Below are 15802 nucleotides of genomic sequence, written 5' to 3' on the forward strand. Positions count from 1 at the left end.
AGCGGTCTTATTGTCCAAATATTATGGACAGAGTAACAAAGCCAGCTGAGTTTATCTCAACAAACCCGATCAATAGACTGCATCCGTGCTGGCGACCTACCCGTCGCACACCTTCCGACCTCGCTACCAGGAGATATCCATGAGCACGAACGCAGACCGCAAGATCGCCCTCATCACCGGCAGCAGCCGTGGCCTCGGCCGCAACATGGCGCTGCACCTCGCCCGCCAGGGCGTGGATGTCGTCATCACCTACCGCAGCCATCGCGACGAGGCGGAAGCCGCTGCCGCCGAAGTGATCGCCGAAGGCGCGCGCGCCCTCGTGCTGCAACTCGACGTCGCCGACAGCGCAGGCTTCGCCGGCTTTGCCGACGCGCTGAAGTCGGCGCTCGGCCAGCAGTGGCAACGCGACGCCTTCGACTATCTGGTGAACAACGCCGGCATCGGCATCCATGCCGCATTCGCCGACACCACCGAAGCGCAGTTCGACGAACTGTTCCGCATCCACCTGAAAGCGCCCTTCTTCCTGACCCAGGCGCTGCTGCCGCTGATCGCCGACGGCGGCCGCATCCTGAACGTGTCGTCCGGCCTCGCCCGCTTCAGCATGCCGGGCTTCGCCGCCTACGCCGCGATGAAGGGCGGCGTCGAGGTGCTGACGCGCTACATGGCGCGCGAACTGGGCGAGCGCCGCATCACCGTCAACACACTTGCGCCGGGCGCCATCGAAACCGACTTCGCCGGCGGCATGGTGCGCGACACCCCGCAAATGAACAGCGCCATCGCCGACCAGACCGCCCTCGGCCGCGTCGGCCTGCCGGACGACATCGGCGCCGCCGTCGCCGCCCTGCTGTCGGACGGCGGGCGCTGGATCAACGGTCAGCGGATCGAGGTAGCGGGCGGCATTTACCTCTGATCCGGCCGGCGCCGAGGACCGAACGGGACGATCTCGCCACTCGCGCGACGAGCCCGGTCGGTCCCCGGTACGTGAAGCCGTAGACCGCGTAGATGGCAGATGCATGTTCCGGTACAGTGATCAAAAACCAGACGGCATCAAGGGGTGAGGTTTTTCACATCCGTTTAATACTGTATGAATGACCAGTCAGAACATCCATAATGACGCTGCCACGCGCGTTTCAGAGCGGTCACGGCTGTCTGTTTACCCGGCACCGTCCATAGTTATGGCGCAAAACTGCGCCAGAAAACAAAGTTGAACGTCACCGGTTCTTCAGGTTTCAGGCGGGCGGTCCAAGTCGACGTTCCGCGCCCGAGCAGGCACCTGCCACAACCGGTGCGACTTGTCGTGGCGGCACTCCGAGCATGGGTGAGGTCGCCCCTTCTTGCGCCATGCTCTTGTGCTAGTGTTTCGGAGCATTGAGGGCAGCAGGCCCTAGCGGGCGCCGCTGGCCTGGTTCAGTTCAAATCAATTGTGAGGGGCAAGGGCTTTGTCATGCGCAACGTGCCTTCGCTGACGGTCTCGGTGCCGTCCAACACTGCGTTCGAGCGGACCGCCCAAAGCTGCGCTTTGGGTGCCCTGCGCGGCTGCGCCGCTCCGGCGTCCGCACAACTACGACGTTAGCCCTTGCCATGGAACTAGACGCACTCATGAATCGCTTTCGCATCGCAAGCCGCGAGCTATTCAACCAATATTTTCGCGTTGATGAACCATACGACAAACCCGATGCTTGGCTTCTCGACGAACGACACAGCGAGATAGAGGAACTTCTCTTTGAAAAGATGGTTCTCGAAGCCGCCGATCTTCCCAGCTCCACTTATGGCTTCGTCAATCCAAAAATCATTGTTGAAGTGAAGGGAACCGCCGCCCCCGCCATGCTCAACCGCGAGATTGACTCGGGCTATTGGGACTACCCACTGAAGGAGATTACTCAAGACGCCAAACTAGCGTTTATCTCGTTCTTCGACTGGGATCAACTCGGCTTCCGCGACAATACTTACGTCAGAGTTCAAGTGACCGAGTGGCAATCCCATCCAGAGACAGTCGGAAAACACGCTTTCATCGAGCCCTTACATGTCCGTTTCATCAAGGGCTAACATGGCGGTCGACCTCGCTCCCTTCGGTCGCTGGACGCTGCGCGATAAAGCCGCGCAGCGCCGGTCACCTCTACGTTCGGCGTCATGAAATTTCAGCTCGTTCAGTACGCCAAGCTAAATGCGCGGCAGCAGGAGTCGTACAACTTCCAGAAGGTGTCCGGAGTTCTGGCTGACTACGGCTTCACAACCATCCGGCTGTCGGATGATTGGCAGAGCGCAGACTTTATTGCACAGCACATTGACGGCCAGCAGTTCTTGAAGGTCCAGCTCAAAGGCCGATGCACCTTAGCAAAGAAGTACATGGGCAAGGACCTGCACATCTGCTTTCACGACCAAGGTGCTTGGTATTTGGCTCCGCATGACGAGTTGCTTGAGTGGGCACAACAAAACACGAATATCACAAACACGGAGTCGTGGAATACCGCCGGCCTGTATTCGTTTCCTTGCTTATCGGCTGCATTGAAGCGGCGCCTTGAATCGTATCGGCTCGGTGGAGCCGAACCATCGGTTCCACCCGAAGCCCGTGCGACGGAAAGCGGCGTCCAGGGCGGTGCGTGAGCCAGATAGATCCGCCGTTCGTCATCATTCCGTTGCGCGCTCCTGGTCAAGACACCGCGATTGGAATCCGACGCCCCTCGGACACATCGCCAGCGAAGTACGTGCGCGATATCCGGGCGACGCGCCGTAGCCAGGAACGCCACTTCTCGTCCGGCCGCCATCCCCCGCCCGCGGACTAAAAAGGCCGGAAGGGCTCACGCCCCTCCGGCTTCTTCACTGCGTCACAGCCCCGGAATCAGTCGCGTGCGCGACGACGGGCGGCCGCGCCGATCAGGCCGAGGCCCGCGATCAGCATCGCGTAGGTTTCGGGTTCCGGCACGGCGGCGATCGAGAAGTTGTCGAGCTGTAGTTGGCTGCTCGCCGTGTAGTCGAGCACGTCGACCACGCCGACGCCCAGCGTGACCGAACCGCTGCCGGTGAACACGTATTCGAAGGTCGACCAGCCGGTATGGGCGGCGTACGGCGCGTTGCCGGACTGGGCGGCCGAGGCGGCGGTGCCCAGATCGATGCGCTGGCCGTCGATCACGACGAAGGCGTAGTCCAGACCGAAACCCGCTTCGGCGGTATCGACGGTCGACAGCATCCAGTCGAAGCGCAGGCGATCGCCGGCGGTCACGCTGAAGGTGCGCACCAGCGCCGAGCCTTCGGTGGCCTGCGAAAGCGCGTCGCCGTCGAGTGCGCCCAGCGGCAGGCTCAGGCCCTGTTCCAGGCCATCGGGCATGCCGACGGCCAGCGGGTCGTGGCCCGACAGGTTCAGCGCGAGACCGATGTCATCTTCGAAAGTCGCGCTGGCGGTGGTCAGTGCGACCGTGCCATTGACGAGGGCGACATCGCCCAGCGCCGTCCAGCCGGACAGGCCGGTGTCGAAGGTGTCGCTGAAGGTGGCGGCGGAGGCAAACGGCGCTGTAAATGACAGTGCGAGCGCGGGGATCAGTGCTTTCAGTTTCATGATTCAGTCCTTGGTCAGTCGGTATGTCGGGCGGGCCCGCGGTGGCAACCGGGTGGCCCGCCCTCTTTCAGCTCAGTGCAGTGCGTTACGTGCGCGGGTCACTCAGTAGGCGAAGTTCGCGGCCGCGGCGGCCTGGGCGGCGCTGACGCCGCGCAGCACGACGAGGTTGCGGAAGGCGCCGGCACCGGCGTCGACCTGCACGACCGCGCCAGCGGCGCTGTCGATCACGCGCACCCGGCCATCGGCCAGCGCGTCGGCACCGGCGTAGCCGACCGAAGCCAGCACGCCACGCAGGTTCAGCCTGTCCTCGCCCGGCACGAAGTCGGTGATGGTGTCCATGCCGTCGCGCAGCGAGCGATAGACGAAGGTGTCTGCGCCGCCCTTGCCGGTGATGGTGTCAGCCGCAGCGTTGCCGACGATGAGGTCGTCGCCGTCGGTGCCGGTGATGGCCTGACGGCCGCCGGTGCCGCTGACGCGGGTCTTGCGCGCGGTGAGCCACTGCTCCGGCGTCAGTGCGCCTTCGGTGATGCGCACTTCGTTGATGCAGCCGAGGAAGCCGTTGGCGCTGCCGCCGGCCGTGGCGTGACCGCCGATCAGCCAGGGCGTGCCGGCAAAGCCGGCCACGCCGTCGGCCGCCTGCACGTTGCGCAGCACCGGCGCACCAGCCACGTACATCGTGGTGTCACGGCTGACCGGGTCATTCACGATAGCGACGTGCTGCCAGGTATCGAGCATGATTTCGCCGGACCAGTTGGTCTTCGAGTTGTAGGTGTTCTCGGTCAGGTAGGCGCACGACTTGGCGGTGCCGGAGATCGGATCGCCGAACACCGCGTTGCTGCACTGGATGCTGCCAGTGGCGGTGCGGGTGTTGAAGCGGCCGTTGGCGCCGTAGCGCACCTGCGCGGTACCGGGGAAGGAGCAGGTCTGGTTCTCGCTGGCGCAGCTCACCCATGCGGCGCCGCCGGTGAAGATGGTGGGCTCCCACTGGAATTCGCGCAGGTTGGACACCGCGAACTGCAGCGTGGACGACCCCTTCCAGCCGCCGAGGAAGCCCTGCAGGTCGCCGCGCGTACCGAAGCGCGACATCACGGTCATCCACTGGTTGCGGGCGGCGGTCCAGTCCTTCGAGAACTTGACGATCGCTTCGACGGTGTAGCCCTTGCGCAGCATGTCGTCGTTCAGCGGCGCGCCCTGCAGCGTCTGGAAGAAGCTCTGGCGCACGCCCTGGTTCGAGTTGGCATCGAAACACACGCTGCCCTTCGCCGCCGACAGTGCGTGGTGGTCGTCCGACCACTTCGCGTCAGCCAGCAGCGCGCCGCGTTCGAGCGGCACACGCACCAGCGGATTGCGACCCGTCATATCTTCGACGCGACCGCCGTCGGCCACCGGCGTACCCGGCGTGCCGGTGAAGCGCCAGTGGGCCAGCGTGTTCGGGGCGCGCGCGTAGTCGTCGGCGTCGAAAGGCTCGACAGGCACGGTCGGCTCGATGTCGTCGTACTCGGCCAGGATGAGTTCGCGCACAGTCTCGACCAACGGCTCCTCGCGGTTGTCCTGACCGGCGGCGAACTGCGGGTTGAAGCGGCGGAAGCGCTCGGCGAAATTCATCGGAATCGAGAACTCATTGTTCTCGTCGGTCAGCACCGCAACGTCGAACTGGTTCAGCGTGTTCTGCGGCTTCTGCGGTACCCAGGGCGAGAAGGACAGGGCCTTGATCTGGTTGGCGCCGAGGTCGAACTCGTACACGCGCATGTAGCCGTTGCCGCCCTGATAGGCCATCTGGTAATCGACGACGAACTGCTCGACCTTGTTGCCGAAGTCATTCACGCGCGTGGTGCGGGCCGCGCCGTGGTTGTGGCCGTTGATCACCATAAAGATCTGGTCGTTGTCGCGGATCAGGCGTTCCCACAGCAGTTCGCTGTAGGGCGTCTGCCTGGCGGTCTTGCCGTCGCTCTCGATGGCGAGCGCATCGTGCGTGGTGACGATGACCGGCAGCGTCGGATTGGCGCGGATCACTTCGCGCGCCCAGGCGAAGCCGGCGTCGGACACGCGCCACGACAGTGCCAGCACCATGAAGCGCTGACCTTGCGCCTCGAACACGTGGTACTCGTGGAAGCCGCTCGCATCGCGGCCGCCGAAGGTGGCGTTCTGCTGCGCGCGGGTGGTCGGGAACCAGCGCAGATAGGGCTCGTTCGCCAGATTGCGCTGCGCGTCGGTGCAGTCGCTCTGGCTGCCGTTGTAGCCGCAGCCATTGGTGACGTCGTGGTTGCCGGCCAGGATGGAATACGGCAGGCCGGCCTGTTCCAGCACTTTCATCGCATTGTCGGCCACGCCCCACTGTGCGGGTTTGTCCTGCTGGTCGACGACGTCGCCCAGATGCACGATGAACGGAATGCCGAGCGCGCGCGCGTGCTGCGCCAGCCATTGCGTCTGCGCCATATAGGGTTCGCTGCCGTAGCGGTTCGAGAACTGGCTGCCTTCGGCGGGTGTCGCGTAGCGCGAATAGAACTGGGTATCAGGCAGGACGGCGAGGCCGAAGCTGGACAGCGCATGGGCAGGCCCGCCCAGCGTCAGCAGGCCGGCCGAGACCAGCGCCGACACGGTGAGTTTCAACGTTGACATGAGTGCTCCAGGAATCTGTTTTTGGGGATGCGGTTGGCGTCGGGCTAGGCCGCTAAACGATTCTCAAAAGCACGGATGACTATGCAATGACTCGGTGGCGCGCGATGGCTAGGCCGATCGGCTCATCGGTATGCCTGCGGCTTAGGTGAGGATCGGCTGAAATCCGCGCCGGACGGCGGAACTGCGCAGCCGAGCGTCGCATCGTTCAGGACCAGCGCGGCGCGCGTCATGGCGACAACTGTGCGCATCGGGAGATCGACACAGTCGTTCGATCCGGAGGTGCCAGTGCTCGACTTGCCGGCCGAGGACCTGTCGTAGCGGACACCGCGTTCGAGCCGGCAAGCGGAGTTGGACACCGGCTACGCGCCCTCGCGACCAGGAGTCGCTCCGCCGAAAAGCCCTCCCGGCCGGGCGTCCCGAACCGCGGTTCCGTCGGCGCGAGCGTGCTCGCGCCTGCGCTGCATCGAAGACTGCAACCCGCCCAGCGGACGACGGCGCAACTCGCCGGCAACCCTGCCTCTGTATCGTTGAGCGCCGCCCGACGCGGCCGCTTCGCTTGCTACGCCCCTCCGCTCTGCCCACGCATGGAATGCGGGCCGCCTCTGGCCACCGTCAGATCAGACCAGCGCGATCGACGTCTGGAATGCGAGTTGTTATCATTTGTAAAGTATTTTTAAGATTGTGTACCGAGTCGATACCTGACGACCCGCCCTCCGACCTTGCGGACACGTTCCGCGCACGTTTCCAAGCCCATCCATCCGACATAGGAGTAACGAATGCAAAGCACGCTCTGCGGCCTTCGCCCGCCGACCCGGCCCATCCGCAAGACGACGGTGGCGCTCGCCGTCGCGGCGGTCATGCAGGCCCCGCTGGCTGCCCATGCAGAGAGCATTCTCCTGCCACGCATCGACATCATTGCCGGTGGCGAGAATGCGATCGAGCAACAACCCGGCTCGGTCAGCATCGTCGGCCCCACCCAGATCGAGCAGATCCAGCCGCTGTCGACCGAAGACGCACTGCGCACGGTGCCCGGCGTGCACATCAAGGGTGAAGAGGAAAGCGGCATCGTGGCCAACATCGGCATTCGCGGCCTGAGCGCGGCCGACTACAAGTCGCTCATCCTTGAAGATGGCGTTCCGGTCGCACCGGGCCTGTTCGTCGGCAACGGCCGCTACTACAACCCGCGCATCCAGCGCATGTCGGAAATCGAGGTGCTCAAGGGCGCAGCGGCACTGCGCTATGGCCCCAACACCATCGGCGGCGTCGTCAACTACAAGACGAAGGACCCGATCGACGGCTTTGCGATTTCCGGGCGGGTCGGTTCGCACCAGTACCGGGAAACCAATGTGGAAGCCGGCACCCAGACGCCGTCGGGCGAAGCCAAGGTGGGCCTGTTCTACACCCGCGCCGAGAGCGACGGTTTCCAGAACAAGGGCTTCGACATGGAAGACCTGATGCTGAAGGGCGGCATGCAGCTGGGTGACAAGCAGTGGCTGGGCGCCAAGTTCACCTATCACAAGAACGACGCCAACATTTCCTACCGCGGTCTGTTCCTGGGCGAGTACAAGGCCGGCGCGAAGTACAACCCGGCACCGGACGACTACTTCCTGACCGAGCGCAAGTCCTTCGATCTGAATCACCTGTGGGAAATCAGCCCGGACGTGTCGCTCAGCACGCTCGTCTACTGGAGCGAAATGAACCGCGACTACTGGCGTTTCGCGGTCAATAACGCCGCCTCGCTCGCTGCCGGACGCTGGGTCTACACCGATAACGTCGCGGGCAATAACCGCTCGTTCGAGCGCGTCGGCCTAGATTCCCGTCTGACGGTCAATCACAGCATTTTCGGCATCGGCAATCAGGCCGAAATCGGCATCCGCATCATGGACGAGGAAATGGTCGATCAGCAGATCAACGCCACCCGCGCCAACCCGCGCAGCGGAACGATCTCGACCGACCGGGTGGACTCGGCCGTGAGCTACGCCCTGTTCGTCCAGAACCGTTTCGACGTGACCGATCGTCTTTCGATCACGCCGGGTCTGCGCATCGAGAACTACGAACAGAAGCGGCGCGACCGGCGAAACAGCGCCAACGACGGGAAAAGTTCCAACACGGAATACCTCCCGGGCGTCGGTGCGACCTACAGGCTGACCGACGAGGCTCAGCTGTACGGCAGCGTCTACAAGGCCTTTTCGCCACCGCTCAACAGTCAGTCCATCGTGACCGGCGTCGATCAGCAGCTGGACGCGGAGCGGTCGAACAACATCGAGGTGGGCGTGCGTGGCCGCAGCGGCCGGGCGCGCTACGAAGTCACCGCCTTCCAGATGGACTTCGACAACCAGATCACGCCGGCCATCAGCGGCGGGCTGACCAACGCCAACGCCGGCAGCACGATGCATCGCGGCATGGAAGCGGCCTTCGGTTACGCATGGGCCAGCGGCATCAGCCTCGACGCGAACATGACCTGGATTCCGACCGCAGACTACCGCGAGGACCGCGGCGGCGGCATTCTGCGCGGCAATCGCCTGCCCTACTCGCCCGAATGGCTGGCAAACGTGACGCTGGCCTACACGCAAGGCCCGCTGCGGACCGCCCTCATCGGTCGCTACGTCGACGAGCAGTACGGCGACGGCGACAACAGCGAGCCGATCACCGGCAGCGGCAACGCGATCTGGAAAGGCAAGCTGGACAGCTACTACACCTTCGACCTCACGGCGAGCTACGACGTGAACAAGCAGTTCAGGGTGTTCGGCGCGATCAAGAACCTCACCGACGAGCGTTACATCGCGAGTCTGCGTCAGGGTATCTACGCCGGGCCGGAGCGCTTCTTCGAACTCGGTGCCCGGTACGCCTTCTGATCGCCCGTCAGCGACCTTGACCGGACGGCGCAGCAGGTTCGCGGCCGCGACCTGCTGCCCTCATGCGCCACGTGAAGGTCGGTCGCCCTCGGCAGAGGGCCGCTGCGCCTGCCCGGCCCGAGAGGTGATTCTGCGGTGGGCCATGCCGGCCGCAGCGTAACCCGTCACGGCGTCACGCCGTCGAGCAGCACATCCCTCGCTCTGCTGATCCGGACAAACTGTTCGTGGCTGCCGCCCACGTCTGGGTGCACTTTCTGCGCCAGCCGGCGGAAGGCGGCCTTGATCCGGGCCGGATCGAGCGCCCCGTCCAGCGGCAGGTTCAGCGCCTCGCGATGCGGCCGGTCGTCGGCGGGCATCGGGCGCCCGTTCCAGCCTCCACCGTCGTTGAAGCGTGCCTGTTCCGCCGCCCTACGCGCCTGCGCCTCACGGCGCCTTTCATAGGCGTGCCGGCGCAAACCGGGCTGATCTTCCTGCCAGCGCTGGCGCGACATGACGATGCATGCGGCGAAGTCGATGCGGCCGCGGGTTTCCAGTTCGTCGAGGTTGAACGGGCCGACCATGTCGAAGGGCCGGGCCAGCCAGGCCGTCCGGCCTCCTCCGGCATCCACTTCGATGCGACCGGTGGCCGCCGTCATGAGCAGCCCGGCCGCGCCGTTCCAGATGACCCACTCGTCCGCATCGACAGCTCGGGCGTCATCGTGCATGGGCGACCTCCGGCCATCCTTCGGTCAGGAAGCATGATGGCGATGGAGTGACTGCATCGGCACGGCACTCACCGATGCTCGCTGAGCGTGCAGGGCGGATTGGAGCAAACATGACGGAATTGGCCGATCTGGCGCTTCTCGAAGGCGACTGCATGGCAGAAGCAAATCGCACACCACGACCGGCCGGGAAGGACCGCGACTTCGCCGCCCTTCCCGACTCAGCGGCCCTGCGTCAGACCTTCAGGGCCTGCTGCCGGCGACGCGCCATCAGGGCGATGGCGCCGAGGCCGGCGATCATCATCGCGTAGGTTTCGGGCTCGGGAACAGCCGCGACCGGGCTGGTCAGCGCGAAGCCGAGCTGGGCACCGGCGAGATTGGGAATGCCGAGAAAGCTGTTCAGCGCGGCACCGGCGGTGTCCGACAGGAACAGGTTGAGGCCGCTCAGCGTGAACAACGGAACGTCGTTCAGCACGGTACTGCCCACCGTCACCTGACCGAAGATGGTGTCCTGTGCCAGCGTGGTGTCGATCAGGAAATTCTCGAGATCGACATCGACGCCGCTGCGCGACAGACGCAGGCCGCTGCCGACATGCTCGATCTTGGCGTTGGACAGATCCGGATCGAGAAAACCGCCGGTGATCGGGAACAGTCCGACCGCGTTGCCCGAGGCGTCGAAACTGAGCGAACCGGTACCCAGGGCGCTGACACCGACACCGGCGCCGACCAGCGTGGGGGTCGCGGTCAGTACGGTGACGGTGGGGCCGATCGGCGAGATCGGAATGTTGGCGGATGCGGACAGCGGCGCGGCGGCGAGTGCCGCGAGCGCGGCGGAGACTGCAAGCTTCTTCATCATGGGACTGACGCTCCTTTGGATAGATGGATTGGATTCCGGCGGTGCCGGTGTTGTTGTCTATCCTCCCTGCACACCCGACCATCAGCGTCGAAGACCGGGCGCGACTTCGTGAGCGCACGAAGCGTTCCGTAGAGCCGGGCGCTCGCGCTCCGGTTCCCGTGCCGGACGCGCTGTCGGAATTCGCCTACAGCGGCGGCGCGGCGGCCAGGAACAAACCCGGTGTCGCGGCCTCGGCGTGACTGCGCGACAATGCGGGCCGCGTGCTGCTCCCCCTGAACTGCGCCCCTGCGCCGGACCACGAACCCACCATGACCATCGCCGAACTCTGCATCCTGATCGCCTGCCTGCTGCCCATCGTCTGCGCCTGGATCGCCAAGCAGAAGGGCTTCGGCAAACCGCGCCGCGAGGGCGGATTCGACAATCACAACCCGCGGCAGTGGCTGGCCACGTTGCAGGGTTTGCCGGCGCGGGCGCATGCGGCGCAGATGAACAGCTTCGAGGCGCTGCCCATCTTCATCGCCGGCGTGCTGGTCGCCGAACGCATGCAGGCCGCGCAAGGCACGATAGACGGCCTGGCCGTGGCCTTCATCGCCGCGCGCGTCGCCTATGTCGGCGCCTATCTGGCCGATCGCGCGAACCTGCGTTCGCTGCTGTGGGTGCTCGGACTGGGCTGCTGCATCGCGCTGTTCTTCATCGGATAGCTAGGCCAGCGCCTCGCGGCCGAGTACTCAAGGCCGCCCAGCGCCGACGCACTGAACACACCCGGACCGAGCGGCACCTGCAGCACCGCGGACCGGGCACCGACCTCAGGCCGTGACGCCGTAACGTGCAGCCGGCACATTGGTCGACAGCTGCGGCCTCATCGCCTGCCGCGCCGACTCGTAGCGCTCCCACAGATCGAGTGCGTGCAGCGGCGGAATGGTGATCAGCTCGCCGCGGTCGAAGCCCACCAGCGCGGCATCAACCAGATCGTCCGCACGCATGACGATTTCGCTCGGCAGGTGCTCGACCGGCAGGCCGCCGGTGGCCCAGAAATCGGTCGCGGTCGCACCCGGCAGCACGGCCTGCACGCGGACGCCCGTTTCGGCCAGTTCGTGGTGCAAGGACTGGGTCAGTGCGGTCACATAGGCCTTGCTCGCGCCATACACACCGTTCAGCGTCTCCGGCGCGATGCCGACGACGGACGAAATGTTGATGATGGCGCCGCGGGCGCGGGCGACGAAGCCGGGTACGGCGGCGTAGGTGAGGCGGGTGAGCGCGGTCACGTTGAGATCGATCAGGCGCTCCATGTCGTCGACATTGCTTTCCAGCAGCGGCGTGTGGGTGCCGACGCCCGCATTGTTCACCAGCAGCGTGATGCTTGCGTCCTGGCGCAGCGTCTGTTCGACCTCGCGCAGGCCGGTGCGGTCGTTCAGATCGGCGACGATCACTTCGACCACGCGCTGCGTGTCGCGGGTGATGCGTCCGGCCAGCGCGTTGAGCCGCTCGCGATTGCGGGCGACCAGAATGAGGTCGTAGCCACGACGCGCGAGACGGTCGGCGTAGAGGGCGCCGATACCGGACGAAGCGCCGGTGACGAGGGCAGTGCCTTGATGGATGCGGGACATGACGGTTCTCCTGTGCGGTGTGAAGGTGAGGTCATGCTAGGGCCGCTTGTGAATGTCTCAAATGACGTTTATGGTTATATTTTAAGACATCACCTGAAAACGGCCATGCACCACATCGGATTCGTACTGACCGAAGGCTTCCAGCTCATGTCGCTGGCCACCCAGGCCGTGTTCGAGTTCGCCAACATCGTGACCGGCAAGCCGTTCTATGCGCTGGAGAACTACTCGGTCACCGGCGGCAACGTGCGTTCGTCCGGCGGGCTGCAGGTGGCGACCCGCGCACTCGATGCGGACAGCCGCGCCGACACCTGGATGCTGTCAGGCGTCATCAACCCGCTCGACCAGCCTGTGCCGGCAGCGCTGCGCGACTTCGTGCGCGGCGCCAGCCGTCAAGCACGGCGCGTCGCCGGCGTGTGCACCGGCGCCTTCGTGCTGGCTGAGGCCGGCCTGCTCGACGGCCGGCGCGCCACCACGCACTGGGCCTTCGCGCGCGAGATGCAGAAGCGCTTTCCGGACATCCGGATGGAGGACGACCGCATCTTCGTCATTGACGGTCCGGTATGGACCTCGGCCGGCATGACCGCCGGCCTCGATCTGGCGCTGGCCATGGTCGAAAAGGACCTGGGCGAGGAGGTGGCGCGCTCGGTGGCACACAAGCTGGTGATGCACCAGCGCCGTTCGGGCGGCCAGACCCAGCACTCGGAAATGCTCGATCTGGCGCCCAAGTCCGACCGCATCCAGAGCGCGCTCGACTACGCGCGCCGTAACCTGAACCGCCCTCTTTCGGTCGAGGAACTGGCCGAGGCGGTGCATCTGAGCCCGCGCCAGTTCAGCCGCGTATTCACGGCAGAAACCGGCCAGTCGCCAGCGAAGGCCGTCGAAGGACTGCGGCTGGAGGCAGCGCGCCTGATGATCGAACAGAGCCGTCATCCGCTGGACGTGATCGCGCGCGAAACGGGTTTCCGCGACCGTCGCCACATGCGCGAGGCGTTCATGCGCGGTTTCGGCGTGCCGCCGGCTGCGGTGCGACGAGGCACGCGCGCGGCAGCCTGAGCGCGCAACCGCGCCTCCTTATTCGAGTTCGACGACGATCTTGCCGCGCGCCTCGCCGGAGCGCAGCCGCGCATGGGCCGCCTCGGCTTCATCGAACATGTAGCGGCGATCGTCTCGCCGCACGCGCAGTTCGCCGGCCGCGGCCATGCGCGCCGCCTCGGCGAGGATGGCGCCGTGGTGGGCGCGGCCCTTTCCGGTCAGCAGCGGCAGCAGCGTGAACACGCCCGAATAGGTGGCCGCGCGGAAGGACAGTGGTGCCAGCGCGTGCGTGCCCCAGCCCAGGCAGCTCACCACGTGTCCGCCATAGGTACGCACTGCCGCGAACGAGGCATCCAGCGTCGCCCCGCCGACGGTGTCATAAACGATGTCGAACCCTTCACCTGCCGTGTGTTCATCCACATAGTCGGCGACCGCACCGTGGCGGTAGTCGATGGGCACGGCACCGAGCCGCCGCGTGGTGTCCATGTCGCGTGCCGACACCGTGGCATGAACGCGCGCGCCGCGCGCAACGGCGATCTGCACCGCCACGTGACCGACGCCGCCCGCACCGCCCTGAATCAGCACGCGGTCGCCCCGCTTCACCCGGGCATGGTCGACCAGCCCCTCCCACGCCGTGATGAAGACCAGCGGCAGCGCGGCCGCGTCCCCCATCGACAGCGCCGCCGGCTTGAGCGCCAGCAGATCGGCGTCGACCGCCTGGTATTCCGCCAGTGTGCCGGGCACGCCGCCGACGCCGCCGGTCATACCGAACACGGCGTCACCCGGGCGGAAGCGCGTCACGCCCTCACCCACGGCCAGCACGGTGCCCGCCATGTCCATGCCCAGAACGGCCGGCAGCGGATGTCGTGCGTGCGCCGCCTTGCCGGCGCGTATCTTCGTGTCGAGCGGATTGACGCCGCTGGCGGCGATCTTCACCAGCACCTGGCCGGGCGCCGGCTGCGGCCGCGGCTGCTGGCGACGAACAAAGGGGCCATCGATGGCCTCGACGGTGAGAACCTGAATGGTGGGGGTGTGGGCGTACATGGCGCTCGCTCCGCAGTCGTTGAAGGAGACCCATTCTTTTCCATGCATCTATGCATGTAAATTCAATAAAATGAACAGCTTCCATTCATAATTGCATGGGTCGAAACAGACATGGAGTGGAGCGACCTCAAGATATTCCTCGCCATCGTCCGGGCCGGAACGCTGGGTGGCGCCGCGCGCCTGACCGGGCAGACGCAGCCCACGATGGGCCGGCGCCTGCGGGCGTTAGAAGCCGCCATCGGCCACACGCTGTTCCAGCGCACGAGCGACGGTCTGGTGCTCACCGATGCCGGGTCAACGGTGCTGAGTCATGCGGTACGGGTGGAAGAGGACATGCTCGCACTGGAACGCGCGCTGGCCGGTCGCGCTGGCGTGCTGGAGGGCCTGCTGCGGATCTCGTCGTCGGACTGGTTCGGCGCGCACGTGCTGAGCCCGCTCATCGCCACCTTCCGCCAGATACACCCGGGCGTTTCGGTCGAACTGGTCACTGACAGCCGGCTGTTCAACCTGGCCCGACGGGAGGCCGATCTGGTGTTCCGCATCACGCCCTTCGACGAGCCCGACATCGTGCAGCGCCGGCTGATGCGCCTCGACTACGCGGTCTATGCCGCACCACAGGTGCCGAAACCGGTGGCCGGTGATGGATCCGGCTGCACCCTCATCACGATGGACAGCGCCTTCGCCGACATTCCCGACGCGCAGTGGCTGCGCCGGTTGCTGCCCCGCGCCCGCGTCGGTTTCGCCAGCAACAGCCGCGAAGCACAGGCCACGCAATGCAGTGCCGGCACCGGTGTGGCGGTGCTGCCCTGTCTACTCGGCGACCGCATGCCGCAGCTTCGCCGCATCGACCTGGGCGAAACGCCACCGGGTCGCGAGGTCTTCGTCGGCTATCACCGCGACCTGCGCCACCTCGCGCGACTGCGCGCCTTCATTGACCACGTGTTCGCGCGGGCAGGCAACGAGGACAGCGCGTACTGAGTGGCGTCGCCGTTCAGCGCCGACGCCCACGGCCCGGCACCGGCGCCGGCTTGTCCGGCAGGCCGAGTGCCGCACGCGACAGGCGGTCGGCGTCGCGATTGCGGTGGCGCGGCACCCATTTCAGTTCGACCGCGTCGAAGCGCGCCAGTACGGCGTCGATGTCCTGCAGCCGGGTGCGCAGGACGTCAACCGAGGTCTGCTGCTCGCCTTTCAGGTGGCGCACGACGAAATCGCTGTCGCCGGTGACGAGCACTTGGCGGGCGCCTTCGGCGTAAGCGAGGTTCAGTGCCAGGCTCAGCGCCTCCAGTTCGGCTTCGTTGCTGCAGCCGTGGCGGCTGCCCGGCTGCGACAGCTCGATGCGCCGGCCGTCGGGTGCGACGATGAGCGCACCGAGCCCGAGCCGGCCCGGGTTGGGCAGCGCGCATCCGTCGAACCACAGTTGCCAGCAGTCTGCATCGGCTTGCCCGGCGTGCGGGTCGGGGAGTGGGGACACGGTGTGGCAGTGCAATGCAAAGCTCGATGGTGCCACGCGCGGCGCAGGACCATGCGGCTGCGTG

Annotated in this window: 14 protein-coding genes; 7 read left to right on the forward strand and 7 right to left on the reverse strand. The window is 65.8% G+C overall.

Annotated features, from left to right (window positions below):
• Window positions 1-139: 139 nt before the first annotated feature.
• The 3 genes from WDZ97_RS09130 (at window position 140) to WDZ97_RS09140 (ending at window position 2604) form a co-directional block, all read left to right on the forward strand.
• Entirely contained in the window at window positions 140-910 is a 771-nt protein-coding gene (locus WDZ97_RS09130) for an SDR family NAD(P)-dependent oxidoreductase (protein ID WP_425762532.1), read from the forward strand.
• 689 nt (window positions 911-1599) lie between these two features.
• Window positions 1600-2046, forward strand: a complete 447-nt coding sequence (locus WDZ97_RS09135; protein ID WP_425762533.1) for a hypothetical protein — start codon at window positions 1600-1602, stop codon at window positions 2044-2046.
• Window positions 2047-2130: 84 nt separating this feature from the next.
• Window positions 2131-2604, forward strand: a complete 474-nt coding sequence (locus WDZ97_RS09140) for a hypothetical protein (protein WP_425762534.1) — start codon at window positions 2131-2133, stop codon at window positions 2602-2604.
• A gap of 235 nt (window positions 2605-2839) precedes the next feature.
• Here WDZ97_RS09140 and WDZ97_RS09145 read toward each other — a convergent pair whose 3' ends face one another.
• Both WDZ97_RS09145 and WDZ97_RS09150 read right to left on the reverse strand, forming a co-directional pair.
• Window positions 2840-3553, reverse strand: a complete 714-nt coding sequence (locus tag WDZ97_RS09145) for a PEPxxWA-CTERM sorting domain-containing protein (RefSeq protein WP_425762535.1) — start codon at window positions 3551-3553, stop codon at window positions 2840-2842.
• A gap of 102 nt (window positions 3554-3655) precedes the next feature.
• A complete protein-coding gene (locus WDZ97_RS09150) occupies window positions 3656-6172 on the reverse strand; it encodes a LamG-like jellyroll fold domain-containing protein (protein WP_425762536.1) in 2517 nt (838 codons plus the stop codon).
• Between the two features lie 776 nt (window positions 6173-6948).
• Here WDZ97_RS09150 and WDZ97_RS09155 point away from each other — a divergent pair.
• Window positions 6949-9027, forward strand: a complete 2079-nt coding sequence (locus WDZ97_RS09155) for a TonB-dependent receptor family protein (RefSeq protein WP_304006819.1) — start codon at window positions 6949-6951, stop codon at window positions 9025-9027.
• A gap of 164 nt (window positions 9028-9191) precedes the next feature.
• Here WDZ97_RS09155 and WDZ97_RS09160 read toward each other — a convergent pair whose 3' ends face one another.
• Together WDZ97_RS09160 and WDZ97_RS09165 are read right to left on the reverse strand one after the other, a co-directional pair.
• On the reverse strand, window positions 9192-9731 hold the full coding sequence (locus WDZ97_RS09160) for a DnaJ domain-containing protein (protein WP_425762537.1): 540 nt from the start codon (window positions 9729-9731) through the stop codon (window positions 9192-9194).
• Between the two features lie 232 nt (window positions 9732-9963).
• Window positions 9964-10584 carry a PEP-CTERM sorting domain-containing protein gene (locus tag WDZ97_RS09165; RefSeq protein ID WP_425762538.1) on the reverse strand — a complete coding sequence of 207 codons (621 nt, stop codon included), beginning with the start codon at window positions 10582-10584 and terminating at the stop codon, window positions 9964-9966.
• 308 nt (window positions 10585-10892) lie between these two features.
• Here WDZ97_RS09165 and WDZ97_RS09170 point away from each other — a divergent pair, with 308 nt between their 5' ends.
• Window positions 10893-11285, forward strand: a complete 393-nt coding sequence (locus WDZ97_RS09170) for an MAPEG family protein (RefSeq protein ID WP_425762539.1) — start codon at window positions 10893-10895, stop codon at window positions 11283-11285.
• A 105-nt stretch (window positions 11286-11390) separates the two neighbouring features.
• Here WDZ97_RS09170 and WDZ97_RS09175 read toward each other — a convergent pair whose 3' ends face one another.
• Entirely contained in the window at window positions 11391-12191 is an 801-nt protein-coding gene (locus WDZ97_RS09175) for an SDR family oxidoreductase (RefSeq protein WP_341421969.1), read from the reverse strand.
• 105 nt (window positions 12192-12296) lie between these two features.
• On the opposite strand from WDZ97_RS09175, the gene WDZ97_RS09180 reads away from it, so the two are divergent.
• A complete protein-coding gene (locus tag WDZ97_RS09180; protein ID WP_425762540.1) occupies window positions 12297-13244 on the forward strand; it encodes a GlxA family transcriptional regulator in 948 nt (315 codons plus the stop codon).
• An 18-nt stretch (window positions 13245-13262) separates the two neighbouring features.
• Here the strand turns inward: WDZ97_RS09180 and WDZ97_RS09185 are convergent, their stop codons facing one another.
• Entirely contained in the window at window positions 13263-14267 is a 1005-nt protein-coding gene (locus WDZ97_RS09185; RefSeq protein WP_425762541.1) for a zinc-dependent alcohol dehydrogenase family protein, read from the reverse strand.
• 111 nt (window positions 14268-14378) lie between these two features.
• Between WDZ97_RS09185 and WDZ97_RS09190 the strand changes: the two genes are divergently transcribed.
• Window positions 14379-15245 carry a LysR family transcriptional regulator gene (locus WDZ97_RS09190; protein WP_425762542.1) on the forward strand — a complete coding sequence of 289 codons (867 nt, stop codon included), beginning with the start codon at window positions 14379-14381 and terminating at the stop codon, window positions 15243-15245.
• A gap of 13 nt (window positions 15246-15258) precedes the next feature.
• Here WDZ97_RS09190 and WDZ97_RS09195 read toward each other — a convergent pair whose 3' ends face one another.
• Window positions 15259-15738: a ribonuclease HI family protein gene (locus WDZ97_RS09195; RefSeq protein WP_425762543.1), complete on the reverse strand. Its 480-nt coding sequence runs from the start codon at window positions 15736-15738 to the stop codon at window positions 15259-15261.
• Window positions 15739-15802 lie beyond the last annotated feature (64 nt).

This window comes from Methyloversatilis sp. MC4-4, from assembly GCF_049843555.1.
GTDB lineage: Bacteria > Pseudomonadota > Gammaproteobacteria > Burkholderiales > Rhodocyclaceae > Methyloversatilis > Methyloversatilis discipulorum_B.

Coding starts and splice junctions, on each gene's coding strand:
- WDZ97_RS09130 (WP_425762532.1), top strand. CDS start 140: ATGAGCACGAACGCAGACCGCAAGATCGCCCTCATCACCGGCAGCAGC.
- WDZ97_RS09135 (WP_425762533.1), top strand. CDS start 1,600: ATGAATCGCTTTCGCATCGCAAGCCGCGAGCTATTCAACCAATATTTT.
- WDZ97_RS09140 (WP_425762534.1), top strand. CDS start 2,131: ATGAAATTTCAGCTCGTTCAGTACGCCAAGCTAAATGCGCGGCAGCAG.
- WDZ97_RS09145 (WP_425762535.1), bottom strand. CDS start 3,553: ATGAAACTGAAAGCACTGATCCCCGCGCTCGCACTGTCATTTACAGCG.
- WDZ97_RS09150 (WP_425762536.1), bottom strand. CDS start 6,172: ATGTCAACGTTGAAACTCACCGTGTCGGCGCTGGTCTCGGCCGGCCTG.
- WDZ97_RS09155 (WP_304006819.1), top strand. CDS start 6,949: ATGCAAAGCACGCTCTGCGGCCTTCGCCCGCCGACCCGGCCCATCCGC.
- WDZ97_RS09160 (WP_425762537.1), bottom strand. CDS start 9,731: ATGCACGATGACGCCCGAGCTGTCGATGCGGACGAGTGGGTCATCTGG.
- WDZ97_RS09165 (WP_425762538.1), bottom strand. CDS start 10,584: ATGATGAAGAAGCTTGCAGTCTCCGCCGCGCTCGCGGCACTCGCCGCC.
- WDZ97_RS09170 (WP_425762539.1), top strand. CDS start 10,893: ATGACCATCGCCGAACTCTGCATCCTGATCGCCTGCCTGCTGCCCATC.
- WDZ97_RS09175 (WP_341421969.1), bottom strand. CDS start 12,191: ATGTCCCGCATCCATCAAGGCACTGCCCTCGTCACCGGCGCTTCGTCC.
- WDZ97_RS09180 (WP_425762540.1), top strand. CDS start 12,297: ATGCACCACATCGGATTCGTACTGACCGAAGGCTTCCAGCTCATGTCG.
- WDZ97_RS09185 (WP_425762541.1), bottom strand. CDS start 14,267: ATGTACGCCCACACCCCCACCATTCAGGTTCTCACCGTCGAGGCCATC.
- WDZ97_RS09190 (WP_425762542.1), top strand. CDS start 14,379: ATGGAGTGGAGCGACCTCAAGATATTCCTCGCCATCGTCCGGGCCGGA.